Annotated in this window: 12 protein-coding genes; 8 read left to right on the top strand and 4 right to left on the bottom strand. The window is 65.1% G+C overall.

The window, feature by feature from the left end:
- Positions 1-3: 3 nt before the first annotated feature.
- A complete protein-coding gene (locus J2805_RS07450) occupies positions 4-966 on the bottom strand; it encodes a GerMN domain-containing protein (RefSeq protein ID WP_309974452.1) in 963 nt (320 codons plus the stop codon).
- 393 nt (positions 967-1,359) lie between these two features.
- On the opposite strand from J2805_RS07450, the gene J2805_RS07445 reads away from it, so the two are divergent.
- From J2805_RS07445 to J2805_RS07425, 5 genes are all read left to right on the top strand, one after another.
- Positions 1,360-2,448 (top strand): PhoH family protein, encoded by a 1,089-nt coding sequence (locus J2805_RS07445; protein WP_309974449.1) that lies wholly within the window; start codon positions 1,360-1,362, stop codon positions 2,446-2,448.
- Positions 2,445-2,918, top strand: coding sequence for an rRNA maturation RNase YbeY (gene ybeY, locus J2805_RS07440; protein WP_307047286.1), 474 nt, complete (start codon positions 2,445-2,447; stop codon positions 2,916-2,918). The genes J2805_RS07445 and ybeY overlap by 4 nt, the downstream gene beginning before the upstream one ends.
- A complete protein-coding gene (locus J2805_RS07435; protein WP_309974444.1) occupies positions 2,915-4,258 on the top strand; it encodes a hemolysin family protein in 1,344 nt (447 codons plus the stop codon). The genes ybeY and J2805_RS07435 overlap by 4 nt, the downstream gene beginning before the upstream one ends.
- Positions 4,242-5,201, top strand: a complete 960-nt coding sequence (gene era, locus J2805_RS07430; RefSeq protein WP_309974441.1) for a GTPase Era — start codon at positions 4,242-4,244, stop codon at positions 5,199-5,201. Before J2805_RS07435 ends, era begins: the two co-directional genes overlap by 17 nt.
- Positions 5,202-5,383: 182 nt before the next feature.
- On the top strand, positions 5,384-6,952 hold the full coding sequence (locus J2805_RS07425; protein ID WP_396134249.1) for an LCP family glycopolymer transferase: 1,569 nt from the start codon (positions 5,384-5,386) through the stop codon (positions 6,950-6,952).
- 109 nt (positions 6,953-7,061) lie between these two features.
- On the opposite strand, the gene J2805_RS07420 is transcribed toward J2805_RS07425, so the two are convergent.
- Positions 7,062-9,014, bottom strand: coding sequence for a M13 family metallopeptidase (locus J2805_RS07420; RefSeq protein WP_309974438.1), 1,953 nt, complete (start codon positions 9,012-9,014; stop codon positions 7,062-7,064).
- Positions 9,015-9,268: 254 nt separating this feature from the next.
- Between J2805_RS07420 and leuA the strand changes: the two genes are divergently transcribed.
- From leuA to J2805_RS07405, 3 genes are all read left to right on the top strand, one after another.
- Positions 9,269-11,011 (top strand): 2-isopropylmalate synthase, encoded by a 1,743-nt coding sequence (leuA, locus tag J2805_RS07415; RefSeq protein ID WP_309974435.1) that lies wholly within the window; start codon positions 9,269-9,271, stop codon positions 11,009-11,011.
- Positions 11,012-11,088: 77 nt separating this feature from the next.
- Positions 11,089-11,859 (top strand): DNA repair protein RecO, encoded by a 771-nt coding sequence (recO, locus tag J2805_RS07410; protein ID WP_309974433.1) that lies wholly within the window; start codon positions 11,089-11,091, stop codon positions 11,857-11,859.
- 2 nt (positions 11,860-11,861) lie between these two features.
- Entirely contained in the window at positions 11,862-12,716 is an 855-nt protein-coding gene (locus J2805_RS07405; protein WP_309974428.1) for an isoprenyl transferase, read from the top strand.
- Positions 12,717-12,738: 22 nt separating this feature from the next.
- Here J2805_RS07405 and J2805_RS07400 read toward each other — a convergent pair whose 3' ends face one another.
- Entirely contained in the window at positions 12,739-13,818 is a 1,080-nt protein-coding gene (locus J2805_RS07400) for an alpha/beta hydrolase (RefSeq protein ID WP_309974425.1), read from the bottom strand.
- Positions 13,815-14,825, bottom strand: coding sequence for an alpha/beta hydrolase (locus tag J2805_RS07395; protein WP_309974422.1), 1,011 nt, complete (start codon positions 14,823-14,825; stop codon positions 13,815-13,817). Before J2805_RS07395 ends, J2805_RS07400 begins: the two co-directional genes overlap by 4 nt.
- Positions 14,826-14,879 lie beyond the last annotated feature (54 nt).

Genomic DNA, 14,879 nt, shown 5'->3' with positions numbered 1-14,879 from the left:
GTGCTACTCGACCGTGAAGCCGCGGGTGTCCACATTCATTTCACGGTCGGGCGCCCCGGGGTCGATCTGGGAGACGCGGACCTCGTAGTTGCCCGGTGCCAGGTTGACGTTGAGGGCGAAGAGCCCCGACTCTGCCGCCTCGGCCGAGGCCGTGACGTCGCCGCTCAAATAGGCCGCCTTGTCGCTGGTGCCTTCGACCTTCAGGATCTTCCACCGGAGTTTGCCCCCCGGGAGCGTGCTCCGTCCGCTGATTTTGACGCTGCCGTCAGCCACGCCCACGCCCTCCTGGGGATCGATGATCCACACAGGCGCCACCATGCCAGCGCCGCGTGGCGTGGGCGTACCCAGCCTGACATGGTTGAACGCGAGGTAATCGGTGTGCCCGTCGACGAGGATCACCACCTGGATCTGCTGGCCGGAGTCCACCAGCCCCGAGCTCGCACCGGCCGCGGTGGCCGTATATACCAACTGCTGGATGGCCCGCTTGGCCATGTCCTCGTCGAGATTGCTGTTGAAGGCATCCGGTGAGACATCCACCGTGATGACGTTCTTGCCGGAGATCGAGGTGGCAAGCTTCTTCGGGTTCTGCCACGGGGTGAAGAAATCCGGGTCCAGCGGCTTTTGCGACATCATCGAACGCAGGGCGCGGGTGACAGGATTTTCCTGCTCGGGGACGTCCCGGAATTCACGGTAGAGGAAGACGTTCTCGTTGCTGCGGCCGATCCAGTACACCGGAGCCTTGTTCGACGCCTGCGTGGTTTCCAGCGGTGCACTCGTACTGGGAACACCGGCGGTGGCGGTTCCCGCCATGGTCTGGGGCGTGCTGGCCGCTGTGGTGGCGGGCGGCTGCGGAGTGGCCACACAGGCGGAGAGCACCAAGGCGGCGGGCAGCGCAAACAGGAGCGCCGCGGAACGCGTCCGCCTGCCTCCTGCTGTCTTCCGGCGTCGTGGCTTCCAGATCTCCATGGTGCTTCCGGGTTCCTCCGCCCTGTCCGTGTAAACGTGTGTGTATAAAAAATGCTTTTGGCGCAGCCTGCTGTGTGTCGCATCCTGCGGTGAATTCCAGCATTACATGGAGTCCCCGGCCCTCAGCGGCGTTTGCGGACGGTCGGTGGAACTGCAACGGGAACGATATGAGGCCGATACAAAGTTGATACCTAATTACGGGAACCTGCAACGAAACGGTCGCGGCCGGACCGGCGGACAGCCAGGCTCCGCGGCCTTCGCACGGCGTACTGGCGTAAGATATAAGGACTCGGCCCGGCGCGGAGGCCGACGCTGTAGCAGCGAAGGCGAACTGATCAGGCAGAGCGACAAATTTCCTAACTGGAGGGGACCAGAGGCCCGCAGGCCGGCACCATGACTGAAGCAACAAACGGAAGGCCCCGGTTCAGCGCCGGTGAGCGCACCACAGGTGAATTTCCCCATAGTCTTCCCGGTGTCCGGACGGAGGTGGTCATCTTTGACAACTCCGAGCAGATGGTCCAGTCCCTGGGCAGCCACGACGAGGCCCTCCGATTCATAGAGGAACAGTTCCCGGCAGTTGACTTCCACGTCCGCGGCAACGAACTCGCCATCAGTGGCCCCGCCGCGGATGTTCCCCGGATCATGCGGCTGCTCCACGAAGTGCGCGGGCTCGTTGACCGGGGAACGGTCATCACGCCGGCAGTTCTCCAACAGCTCGCGGCCCTGCTCCGGAGCCAGTCGCTCCAAAACCCGGTTGAGGTCCTGACCTACAACATCCTCTCCAGCCGTGGCAAGACGATCCGGCCAAAAACGCTGAACCAGAAGAACTATGTGGACGCGATCGACGCCAATACGGTGATCTTTGGGATCGGTCCTGCCGGTACCGGCAAGACCTTCCTCGCCATGGCAAAAGCTGTCCAGGCTTTGCAGCAGAAGGAAGTCAGCCGCATCATCCTCACGCGGCCCGCTGTTGAAGCCGGTGAACGGCTCGGCTTCCTGCCCGGCACCCTCAGCGACAAGATCGACCCGTACCTGAGGCCGCTCTATGACGCCCTCCACGACATGATGGATCCCGAGTCGATTCCGCGGCTGATGGCGGCGGGCACCATCGAAGTGGCTCCGCTGGCCTACATGCGTGGCCGCACCCTCAACGACGCGTTCATCATCCTCGATGAGGCCCAGAACACCACGCCCGAACAAATGAAGATGTTCCTGACGCGGCTTGGATTCGGCTCCAAAATGGTGGTAACCGGTGACGTGACGCAGGTGGACCTGCCCTTCGGCACCCGGTCCGGCCTCCGGATCGTGGAGGAAATCCTGCAGGGCATCGACGACGTAAATTTCAGCGTCCTGGATGCCTCGGACGTGGTCCGCCACCGCCTCGTCGGCGATATCGTCAACGCCTACGGCATCTGGGACGAAGCACAGAGGAACCGGGTAAAGCATTCCGTGACCCGGGAGAAGCGGGGAGAGCACGCATGAGCATCGAAGTAAACAACGAATCCGGCGTCCAGGTCGATGAAGCCCAGCTGGTTGCCTTGGCCCGGTTTGTTTTCGAACGCCTCTACATCCATCCCCAGGCCGAACTGTCCATCCTGCTGGTGGACGAGCCGGCCATGGAAAAGCTCCACATCGAACTGATGGACGAGCCCGGGGCCACCGACGTCCTGTCTGTTCCCATGGACGAACTGACTCCGGGCACCCCGGACAAGCCGACTCCCCAGGGCATGCTTGGCGACATTGCCGTGTGCCCGCAGGTGGCCGAGGTCCAGGCGCGGAACGCCGGGCATTCCACCCAGGACGAAATGCTGCTGCTGACGACGCACGGAATTCTTCACCTGCTGGGCTACGACCATGCTGATCCCGAGGAAAAAGAAGAGATGTTCGGCCTCCAGCGCGAACTGCTTGAGGGCTTCACCGGTAAAGAAGCCCCGTCAGAGACGATTCAGTGACCCCACTGATCCTTGTCGGCATGGCGCTGGTTTTCCTCAGTTTCGCCGCCCTGCTGACCGCGGCCGAGGCCGCATTTAACTTCCTGCCACGCCACGACGCTGAAGAAGCCATGCTTCGAGGCAACGGCCAGGCCCTGAAGCGCATCCTGGACCAGCCGGTGGCGCACATGCGCTCCCTGAGGTTCTGGCGGATCTGGTTCGAAATGGCCTCGGCAGTGGCAGTTGCCGTCCTCCTGCACAGCCTGCTGGACAGTGTGTGGCTAGCCGGGCTGGCCGCCACCGGCATCATGGCCGTCGTGGGCTTCGTGATCGTTGGGGTTTCGCCGCGCCAGCTGGGCCGGGCCCATGCAGCGGGGGTCGCAGGGTTCACAGCACCGGTCATCCGCTTCCTGTGCTGGGTACTGGGCCCCATCCCGGGATGGCTCGTCGCGTTGGGGAGCGCGGTGGCTCCGGGCGCCCGCGGCGGCGACGAGGCTTCGTTCAGTGAAGAGGAATTCCGCGAACTGGTGGACCGCGCCACGGAATCGGACATGATCGAGGACAACGAGGCCGAGCTCATCCAGTCGGTGTTCGACTTCGGCGACACGCTGGTCCGTGCTGTGATGGTGCCCCGGACGGACATTCTCAGCATTGATGCCGGCTCGAGCCTGCACCGTGCCATGTCCCTTTTCCTGCGGTCGGGGTACTCCCGGATCCCCGTCATCGGCGATAACACGGACCAGATCCTGGGAATCGTGTATCTGAAGGATGTGGCCGCGGCCCTGCACAGCCTCGCCCCGGGCGAGGAACCGCCCATCGTGGATGAGCTCGCCCGTGAAGTCCGTTACGTGCCGGAGTCGAAGCAGGTCAGTGACCTGCTTCGCGAACTGCAGAAAGAATCCACGCATGTTGCCATCGTCATCGACGAATACGGCGGCACTGCGGGGCTGGTCACCCTCGAGGACCTCATCGAGGAAATCGTCGGCGAGATCGTGGACGAGTACGACACCGAGAGCGCCGAGGCCGTTGCGCTGGGTGACGGCAGCTACCGCGTCAGCGCGCGGATGAGCATCGATGACCTCGGTGAGCTTTTTGATATGGAACTCGACGACGACGAAGTGGACACCGTTGGGGGCCTGCTGGCCAAAGCCCTCGGCAGGGTTCCCATCGTGGGGAGCACCGTTGAAGTCCACGGGGTCTCGCTGCGGGCCGAACGCCTGGAGGGCCGCCGCAACAGGGTCAGCCATATCATCGCGGCACCCGTTGCAAAGGGCGCCGGACCAGAAGAAACTGACCTTGAAGACCTACTCGACGAGGCCGAAACAACGCAACAGGGAGTTCCACGTGAGCAAGCAGAATAAAACGGACGGCGGCGAGGCCTTTGGCGGCTTCCGTGCCGGATTTTCGATCCTCGTGGGCAGGCCCAACGCCGGAAAGTCCACACTGACGAACGCCTTGGTGGGCAAGAAAGTGGCCATCACCTCGGCAAAGCCGCAGACCACCCGTCACACCATCAGGGGGATCGTCCATCGCGATGACGCCCAGCTGATCCTGGTGGACACTCCGGGCCTGCACCGGCCCAGGACGCTGCTCGGCAAACGCCTGAACGACCTTGTTGCCGACACCTTGTCCGAGGTGGACGCCATCGGCTTCTGCCTTCCAGCCAACGAAAAGATCGGCCCCGGTGACCGCTTCATTGCCGCCCAGCTGGCAGCGGTGGGCAAAAAGCCCATCATCGCCATCGTGACCAAGGCCGACCTTGTGGACCGGCAGGCACTGACGGAGCAGCTGCTCGCGGTTGCTGCCCTTGGCCGCGAAGTCCTCGGTGAAGACGGCTGGAAGGATATTGTTCCGGTCTCCGCCACGGACGGTTTCCAGGTGAGCACGGTGGCGGACGTCCTCATCAGCCACATGCCGCCGTCGCAGCCCCTGTACCCGGACGGCCACCTGACGGACGAGCCCGAGGCAGTCATGGTCGCCGAGCTGATCCGTGAAGCCGCCCTCGAAGGCGTCCGGGACGAGCTTCCGCACTCCCTGGCAGTGGTGGTTGAGGAGATCGTGCCACGCGAGGGCCGGCCCGAAGATAGCCCGTTCCTGGACGTCCGGGTGAACCTGTACGTCGAGCGGCCGTCCCAGAAAGCCATCATCATCGGCAAGGGCGGCGCCCGGCTGAGGGAGGTCGGCACCAATGCCCGCAAGGGGATCGAAGCGCTTCTTGGAACGCGGATCTACCTCGACCTGCACGTCAAGGTCGCCAAGGACTGGCAGCGGGATCCGAAGCAGCTGGTAAAGCTCGGCTTCTAGCTCCCCGGATTTCAGGCAGCCAAGCGGCAGCCCGCCGGCAGCCCACAGAAGCGTGCCCGGCAGCCTGCCGGCAGCCCACAGAAGCGTGCCCGGCAGCCTGCCGCTCCGGCGTATCGGGCATTCTCCCAGTCTCGGCCACTAAAATGGACCGAACCCCGTTTTTTAGAGGAAGGTAACACCACGTGGTGCGACGCCGAGACACACCCGGACAAGGCGCTGGTTCGCCAGTGTCCGACGCCGCCGCCCGGCACTCGGACACCAAAGCCATGGGTCCCGCCCGGCACTTGGGCGCCATGCGCGGCAAGCCCGCCTGGCTCAAGGTGGCAAGTGCCGTCCTTGCGCTGATCCTGGTGGGAGGCCTGGCCTTCGCCGCCTTCTGGGTGGTCCGTTTCCAGATGAACATCAGCAAGGCGCCGCTGGGGGCCGGCAGCAACCGGACGGAGGAGCCGGTCAACGACTCCACGGACCGGATGCAGATCCTGATCCTGGGTTCGGACACCCGCGACGGCAAGAACTCCGAATATGGCACCACGGAGGATTCCACCGGCTACGGCCAGTCGGACGTCATGATGATGATGGACATCTCGGCGGACAACAAGCGGGTCAGCGTCATCAGCTTCCCGCGTGACCTGCTGGTGGACATTCCGGAGTGCACCGACCAAAAGACCAAAGAGGTGTTCCCTGCCCAGGGCGGCGTGATGATCAACGAGGCCATGAAGCAGGCCGGGATCGGCTGCGCCGTGGATACGGTGAACAAAATCACGGGACTGGAAGTCGACCACTTCATGATGGCGGACTTCAACGCGGTGAAGGAGCTCTCCAACGCCGTGGGCGGGGTGGAAGTCTGCATCAGCGACGCCGTCTACGACCCCGACTCCCGCCTCCGACTCCCCGCCGGGAACTCGCAGGTACAGGGCGAACAGGCGCTGGCGTTCCTGCGGACCAGGCATGCGTTCGCTGACGGCGGCGACCTGGGCCGGATCAAGGCACAGCAGGGTTTCCTGTCTTCCCTCACCCGGAAGATCAAGGATGACGGCACGTTGTCCGATCCCCAGAAGATGCTCAAGATCGCCGACGTCGTGACGCAGAACCTTACCGTGGACGACGGCCTGGCATCGGTCCCGTCGCTCCTGACCGTCGGCAACCGGCTCAAGAACATTGACGTCAGCAAGGTCGCGTTCGTGGCCGTACCGACCACCCCGTCGCCTGCCGATCCCAACAGGCTGGCCGTTGCCGAGCCGGCGGGATCCCAGCTCTTCGCCGCGCTGCGCAAGGATGTTGACCTCACTGACCCGACGGCCACGCCGAGCCCCACGGCCGCACCGAGCGAGTCAGCTCCTGCTCCGTCGCCCACAGCGACGGACCCCGCGCCGCCCGCTTACGACAAGGCGCTGCAGCCGGTCAGCGTGGCGAATGGAACGGGAGTTCCGGCACGCGCCCAGGAAATCACCCAGGCGATCATTGCCGGCGGCTTCACCCAAGTGGCTGAGCTCGTGGCCCAGCCGGTAGATAAGACTGCGGTCTACTATGCACCGGGCTTTGAGGACGTTGCAGCGGACGTCGCGGCGTTGATGGAAATTCCGGCCACGCAGGTCCTTCCCGCAGCCGGAGTCGGCGGTGTGCAGGTCTACCTCGGTGCGGACTTCATGTCCGGCACGAAGATGGGCGTGGCCCTCCCGACCGACATCGTCAACCAGACGGCTGGGGACGCCGTCTGCCAGCAGGCCAATCCGGAGCTAATCACGCGCTAGCCGCGCCTGCAAAAACCGTCGTCTGCAAAACCAGGCGCCTGCAATACCAAAGGCCTGCGGGGCCGGTCACTTGCGTGGCCGGCCCCGCAGGCCTTTCGCTTTCCCTCTGTTACCAGATGCTGACGCGCTCTTCGGCCGGCAGCCACATGCCGTCCTGCTCCGCTGTGCCGAATGCTTCGTGGAAGGCATCCAGGTTGCTGGCGATGGCATTGGTGCGGAACTCGTTGGGGGAGTGCGGGTCGGTGGCCAGCCTGCGGATGGCCTCTTCGTTCCGGATGACCTGCCGCCAGCCGGCAGCCCAGGACGCGAAGAACCGCTGCTGCCCGGTCAGGCCGTCCAGCACCGGCGGTTCCGCGCCGTCAAGGCTGATCAGATAGGCCTTGTACGCGATGGTGAGCCCGCCAAGATCGCCGATGTTTTCGCCGAGGGTGAGCTTGCCGTTGACGTGGTGGCCCGGCGCTGCGGTGGGGGAGAGCGCGTCGAACTGGGCCACCAGCCTGGACGTCAGGGCCTCGAAAGCCTTCCGGTCATCCTCGGTCCACCAGTTGCGGAGGGTACCTCCGCCGTCGAACTGCGAGCCCTGGTCGTCGAAGCCGTGACCGATCTCGTGACCGATGACGGCGCCGATGCCGCCGTAGTTGACGGCGTCGTCGGCGTCCGCCGTGAAGAACGGCGCCTGGAGGATCGCCGCCGGGAAGACGATCTCGTTGAGCAGCGGGTGGTAGTACGCATTGACCGTCTGCGGCGTCATCAGCCACTTGTTCCGGTCAACCGGCTTGCCCACCTCGTCGAGGTGACGGTCGACGTCGGCGTTGTGGGCCCGCTCGACGTTCCCCAGCAGGTCGGACGGGTCGATCTCCACAGCGGAGTAGTCGATCCACTCGTCGGGGTAGCCGATTTTGGCGCGGAACGCGTCGAGCTTCTTCAGCGCCTCCAGCTTGGTGTCCTCGCCCATCCAGGCGAGGCCCGTAATGCTTTGCCGGTACGCCTCGATGAGATTGGCCACCAGCGTCTGCATCCGGGCCTTGTGGGTTTCAGGAAAATGCCGGGAGACGTAGATCTGCCCGACGGCCTCGCCCAGGGAAGCTTCGACGACGGCGACTCCGCGCTTCCAGCGGTCCTTGTTGCGCGGCGTTCCGCTGATGGTGGTGCCGTAAAAAGCGAAGTTCGCGTCCACGAATTCGGACGAAAGGTACGGGGCGGCGGAACTGACCACCCGCATGGCCAGCCAGTCCTGCCATGCTGCCAACGGTTCGGACTCGAGCAGGCCGGCCGCCCCGGCGAAGAAGTCAGGCGTGCTGACCACCAGCTCTTCGCGCTTTTCCGGCGTGATTCCGGCTGCATCGAACCAGGCGTCCATCAGCGGGAAAAGCTCTACGGCCTCGGCAGCGGACTTGAGGTTGTAGGTCTTCTGCGGATCCCGCAGCGTCACGTTGTCCCAGTGGTGGGCCGCCAGGGCCGTCTCCAGCCCGACCACCCGTTCCGCGGCGCCCTCGGGATCGGCTGTCCCTGCGAGGCTGAGCATGGTCCGCACGTGTTCGCCGTAGGCCTTGACCATCGGGGCGAACTTCTCTTCGCGGTAGTAGGACTCGTCCGGCAGGCCGAGGCCGCCCTGGCCGGTGTACAGCAGGATCCGGTCCGGGTTGCCGGCGTCAGGAGCCGGGTAGATGTAGAAAAGCCCGGACACGTCAGAACGGAACAGCCGTCCGGCGAGTTCGATGACGTCCCGGCTGGAGGTTGTGGCGAACACTGCGGCCAGCCGTTCCCGGATGGGCTCCATGCCTTTGGCCTCCACGGTGGCCTCATCCATGAAGCTGTTGTAGAGGTCGCCGACCTTCCGCTCGATGCCGCTGGCGTCTTCGCCGCGTCCGGCGGCTTCCTCGATGATTTCCCTGACCGCCAGCTCGGAACCGTCCCGCAAAGCCGTGAAAGTGCCTTCAAGGGGCCGGTCGTCCGGGATGGTTGTGCTTTTCAGCCACGCGCCGTTGATGTGCTGGTACAGGTCATCCTGCGGCCGCACGCTGTGGTCGATATTGGACAGGTCGATCCCCGAGTTTGGCACAAGTGCTCCTTCAGGTGAGGGCTGCCTCCGGCGCTGGCACCGGTGGCAGCGTCTGCATAGTGGACGTTGCTGGAGGTGTTGCTCCTTCATCTTACGCACCCGTGTTACTGTGAAATGGTGCGCGCAGAACTGCTTCTTCTTAGCTGCCGCGGCGAGGCCTCAGACGCGATCTAGCGCAAGGCCCATCCTCGTCGCGGAGTTTGTGTTGCCCGGCCACCTTTCAAACAGGAACCACAGAAAAGGCCCCGATTGTAATGCGAAACGCACAGAAGCCCTCAGGAATGCCCGTCCACCGCTACGTCCCGTTCCAGGACCAGATCACTGTTGAACTGCCGGACCGGACCTGGCCGGACAAAGTCATCACCAAGGCCCCGCGCTGGTGCGCCGTGGACCTCAGGGACGGCAACCAGGCCCTGATCGACCCCATGAGCCCGGCCCGCAAGATGAAGATGTTCGATCTGCTGGTCCGCATGGGTTATAAGGAGATCGAGGTGGGCTTCCCGTCCGCCTCGCAGACTGACTTCGACTTCGTCCGCCAGCTGATTGAAGGCAACCACATTCCGGACGACGTCACCATCCAGGTGCTGACGCAGGCCCGCGAGCACCTGATCGAGCGGACGTACGAATCCCTGGTCGGCGCCAAGCAGGCCATCGTCCACCTGTACAACTCCACCTCGGTCCTGCAGCGCCGCGTGGTCTTCAACCAGGACGAGGACGGCATCCTGGACATCGCGCTGCAGGGCGCACGGCTGTGCAAGAAGTACGAGGAAACCCTGGCGGACACGCACATCACGTACGAGTACTCGCCGGAATCCTTCACCGGAACGGAACTCGAATACGCAGTCCGCGTCTGCAACGCAGTGGCTGATGTCTTCGAAGCGTCCGCCGACAGCCAGGTCATCATCAACCTGCCGGCCACGGTGGAAATGGCCACCCCCAATGTCTACGCCGACTCGATCGAGTGGATGAGCCGCCACCTGCACCCCCGGGAGGGCATCATCCTCTCGCTGCACCCGCACAACGACCGCGGCACCGGCGTTGCCGCTGCCGAGCTGGGCTACCTCGCCGGCGCGGACCGCATTGAAGGCTGCCTGTTCGGCAACGGCGAGCGGACCGGCAACGTGGATCTGGTGACCCTGGGCCTGAACATGTTCGTCCAGGGCGTCGATCCCATGATCGACTTCTCCGATATCGACGACGTCCGCCGGACCGTGGAGTACTGCAACCAGCTGCCGGTGGCGGAGCGTTCGCCGTACGGCGGCGACCTCGTGTTCACGGCCTTCTCCGGCTCCCACCAGGACGCCATCAAGAAGGGCTTCGAAGCCCTCGAGAAGGACGCCGCGGCCGCCGGCAAGGATGTCGCCGACTACACCTGGCAGGTTCCGTACCTGCCGGTGGACCCCAAGGACCTGGGCCGCAGCTACGAAGCCGTGATCCGGGTCAACTCCCAGTCCGGCAAGGGCGGGGTGGCCTACCTGCTGAAGAACGAGCACAGCCTCGACCTGCCGCGCCGTGCCCAAATCGAGTTCTCCGGCGTGATCCAGAAGCAGACGGACACGGTGGGCGGCGAGGTCAGCGGCGCCCAGCTCTGGCAGCTCTTCCAGGACGAGTACCTGCCCTCCAGCAAGGAGGACGGCCAGTGGGGCCGCTATTCGCTGGGCTCGTTCAGCACCGAAACGGACGATGACGGCGCCATGACCTTGCACGCGACACTCACCGTTGATGGTGTCCAGGTCCGCCGCACCGGATCCGGCAACGGCCCGATCGCGGCGCTGCTGGAGATCCTGGGCGAAGATGGCGTGGACGTGCGGGTCCTGGACTACAGCGAGCACGCGCTCTCTGAAGGTGGGAACGCCCGTGCTGCGGCATATGTTGAGTGCGCTGTCGGTGAGCGGGTTCTGTGGGGCGTCGGCATTGACTCCAACACCACCACGTCCTCGCTGAAGGCCGTCATTTCTGCAGTCAACCGCGCCGTCCGGGACGCGCAGGCGGCCTAAACAATCACCCGCATCGCTGACCTGCTGCGCCCCCGGTTCACTCCGGGGGCGCAGCAGCCGTGTTATCCGGAAGGTCAGTGCGAAGATTAACTGTGGCCCAACAATCCTCCTTTTCATCGCGAGCGTACCGGGATGATGCGGTCGTGCTGCGCACCCATAAGCTGGGCGAAGCCGACCGGATCATCACCCTCCTCACCAAGCACCACGGCCAGGTCCGTGCCGTGGCAAAGGGCGTTCGCCGCACCAGCAGCCGCTTCGGTGCCCGCCTGGAACCGTTCATGGTGGCGGACCTGCAGCTGATTTCGGGCCGGACATTGGACATCGTCACCCAGGCCGTGGCCAAGGGAGCGTATGGCGGCAACATCGCGGCAGACTACGGCCGCTACACCGTTGCCGCCGCCATGACCGAGACAGCCGAGAAGCTGACGGACGTGGACGGCGAGTCCGGAACCGCTCAGTACAACCTCCTGGTCGGGGCCCTGGCCTCCCTGAGCCGTGGTGAGCACACCCCGGAACTCATCCTTGACTCATACCTGCTGCGCGCGCTGGCCACCGGGGGATGGGCGCCAAGTTTCACGGCGTGTGCCCGCTGCGGCGCGCTAGGCCCTCACACGGCCTTTTCGGCGCCGCTGGGCGGCATGGTCTGCGCCAACTGCCGTCCGCCGGGCTCGCCCGCACCCGCTGCTGAAACAGTCTTCCTTCTCGGTGCGCTGCTCACGGGGGACTGGACGACGGCGGATGCCTCCCTTCCGGCCCACCGTCGGGAGGCTGCCGGTTTGGTGGCCAGCTACCTGCAATGGCATCTTGAACGAGTGCTGAAATCCCTCAAACATGTGGAGCGTAGCTGACAGTGGCCCTTGGAAAGAAGAAAATTCCCGTCCGGCAGCGGACCACGCCGGTGACCGCACCGTACCCGCATCGTTCCGGGGCCGTGCCCCCGTCGATTCCGGACGAGTTCATTCCCCGGCATGTTGCGATCGTGATGGACGGCAACGGCCGGTGGGCCAACCAGCGGGGGCTGCCGCGGATCGAAGGCCACAAGGCGGGTGAGCCGGCGCTGCTGGACGTTGTTGCGGGTGCCATTGAAATGGGCATCAAGTACGTCACGGTGTACGCCTTTTCCACGGAGAACTGGCGCCGCTCCCCGGAAGAAGTCCGCTTCCTGATGGGTTTTAACAAGGACGTGCTACGCCGCCAGCGGAACCAGCTTGACGAGTGGGGCGTCCGCATTCGCTGGTCAGGGCGCAGGCCCAGGCTGTGGGGCTCGGTCATTCGGGAACTGGAGGAGGCCGAGGACTACACCCGGGGCAACAGCACGTGCACGTTGACCATGTGTGTTAATTACGGCGGCCGCGCTGAGATCGCGGATGCCGTCTCGGCGATTGCCGAGGATGTTGCGGCCGGCAGGCTCAAACCGGGTGCCATCACGGAACGGACCATCCAGAAGTACCTGGACGAACCTGATCTTCCGGATGTCGACCTGTTCCTCCGCAGCTCCGGCGAGCAGCGGCTCTCCAACTTCATGCTGTGGCAGTCCGCCTATGCGGAGTTCGTCTTTATGGACACGCTGTGGCCCGACGTCGACCGCCGGACCCTGTGGGACGCCGTCGAAGTCTATGCCCGGCGGGACCGCCGGTACGGCGGTGCCGTGGATGCGGCACGGCCGCTGAGCGGCGGGCAGGAACCGGAGCCCGCGGAGCACTGATCCGAACTGACCCGCCAGCCGGTCAGCCCGGATAGGAATGCAGCCAGGCGACCAGGTCCCGGTATGCTTCCTGCCGCACCTCACGGCGCGAGAGGAAGATGTCGTGGATGGCGCCCGGGTAGCGGAACACGGCCGTGCGCCGGCCGAGGCCCAGGGCGCGGCGGGCGGTCTGCTCGACGTCGATCACCGCGTCCACCTGCATCAGTTCCTCGGACCACTCGGGCTGGATCCTGGTGCGGTCCGAGAGCATCACCAGGACGGGCGAATCGATGGCCAGCCGCCGTTCGACGGCCGAGTGTCCGGCAAGGACAGCCCGGGTCCAGCCCGCCCGGATGGGGAACGACGCCGTCGGGCGCCACTGCGGGTCAAGGAACCATTCGCCGTGGGCCTGGTCGCTGACGCTCTGCCAATAGCCCGGCATTTCCGGAAAATGGAAGGGCCGTTTGGGATCCGTGCGAGCGAACGGCTCCACCAGGTGCATGGCAATGTTCCGGATCAGGCTGCTGCCTTGGAGTTCCAGCCACGGGGCGTTCAGGATGAGTGTTTCCAGGGTGCCGGGATGGCGGTCGGCCCAGAGCGCACCGATCAGGCCGCCGAGAGAATGCGCCAGCATGTGGACGGCAGGGTTCGCCGGCGAACCGGTGCGCAGTGAAACGTCCGCCTTGATTGCTGCCAGCGCGGCCGCAATGTCCTCGTCATAGACGGCCAGGTCGGTGGTGTAGCCGGGCGTCTGCCAGTTCCGCAGGCTGCGGCCGAACTTCCGCAGGTCAAGGGCATAGAAGTGGAGCCCCTGAGCCCCGACGTACTTCGCAAGTTCCGCCTGCAGGAAGTAGTCCGCCCAGCCGTGCAGGTAGAGGACCACCCGAGGGCGTACGGATCTGTTGGGTGTCCGTGCTTCCCATCCCGGCCATTCCAGGTTCCGGATGACGTTCCTGCGCAGGGCGGCCAGGAACGCCGGCGGTGCCTGCGGGGGTACGTACCGCACCAGCGTGGCACACACTGCGCCTTCGTCGTCGTCGGCCAGTGGAAGTTCCACGTGCGCGAACCCGTCACCGAGCTGGTCGGGCTTCCACTCCGGCGGGTCCGGTACCACCCCGTTCATTCCGTGCCGCCGTCGTCCAGGATGTATCCGCGGATCCAGCGGCTCAGCCGGGCGTAGGCGTCGGCCCGGACCTGGGCCGGCGACAGGAACACATCGTGGAGTGCGCCGTCGATCCGTTCGAGCGTCACCGACCGCCCCAGGGCCATGGCACGGATCGCGATGGTGTTCACATCCAGCACGGCGTCGGTCCTGCGCATCGCTTCGGTCCAGAACATGCCGGTCTCGCTGGCCCCGGACAGCAACACCAGGATGGGGATCTCGATCCGCAGCCCGCGGGCCACCCGGGAATGCCCGGCCAGGACTGCCCTGAGCCATCCGGCCCGCACGGGGAAGGCCATGGGCGGCCGGTATTTGTTGTCCAGTGTCCACTCGCCTTCAGCCTCGCTGCTGATGCTCCGCCAATAGAATCCGCGCTCGGGCAGCCGCAGCACCGCTTCCGGCCGGTAGTGCGCCAGCGGCCCGACCATGGACCGGGCTGCCCGGCGGACCAGGGAGCTGCCGTGCATTTCGAGCCACGGGCTGTTCAGGACCAGTTGGGCGGCAACTCCGGGGTGGCGGCTGACCCAGAGGGCGGCAACAAGGCCGCCGGTCGAGTGGCCCATCAGCGTCAGTGACGGCCCGCCGGCGTCCTCCGGCCAGAGTGAGCCGATGATTCCGATCGCCTTGCTGATCTCGGCGTCGTAGTCATCGAGATCGGCCACGAAGCCGCCGGGGGTATCGGGCTGCAGGCTCCGCCCGTGGTTGTGCATGTCCAGCGCGAAGAACTCGAAGCCCTTGCCTGTCCAGAACCGGGCAAGCTCCACATTGAAGAAGTAGTCGCTCCAACCGTGCAGGAACAGGATGGCCCGTCGGGGGAGTGGACGGGGAACCGGCTGGCCCGGCCGTTCCGTTCCGGCTTTTGGGACGTGGCGCACCAGGGTTGCCGTGCGCTCCACACCGTCGTCGCCCGTCGCCTGGTAGGGACAGGCTTCAAAATCATCCCCCAGGATGTCTGTGTGCCACTTCATCTGCCCAGCCTAGACAACGCGTGCGGCAGCAGCGAGCAACCACGGTGCCTGCAG

This window comes from Arthrobacter oryzae, assembly GCF_031454875.1.
Lineage (GTDB): Bacteria > Actinomycetota > Actinomycetes > Actinomycetales > Micrococcaceae > Arthrobacter > Arthrobacter oryzae_D.
The sequence above is the reverse complement of the archived record's forward strand: the minus strand, read 5'-3'. Positions and strand labels throughout refer to the sequence as shown.

Excerpts from the sequence above, each read along its gene's own strand:
- J2805_RS07450 (WP_309974452.1), bottom strand. The coding sequence starts at position 966 with ATGGAGATCTGGAAGCCACGACGCCGGAAGACAGCAGGAGGCAGGCGG.
- J2805_RS07445 (WP_309974449.1), top strand. The coding sequence starts at position 1,360 with ATGACTGAAGCAACAAACGGAAGGCCCCGGTTCAGCGCCGGTGAGCGC.
- ybeY (WP_307047286.1), top strand. The coding sequence starts at position 2,445 with ATGAGCATCGAAGTAAACAACGAATCCGGCGTCCAGGTCGATGAAGCC.
- leuA (WP_309974435.1), top strand. The coding sequence starts at position 9,269 with ATGCGAAACGCACAGAAGCCCTCAGGAATGCCCGTCCACCGCTACGTC.
- J2805_RS07400 (WP_309974425.1), bottom strand. The coding sequence starts at position 13,818 with ATGAACGGGGTGGTACCGGACCCGCCGGAGTGGAAGCCCGACCAGCTC.
- J2805_RS07395 (WP_309974422.1), bottom strand. The coding sequence starts at position 14,825 with ATGAAGTGGCACACAGACATCCTGGGGGATGATTTTGAAGCCTGTCCC.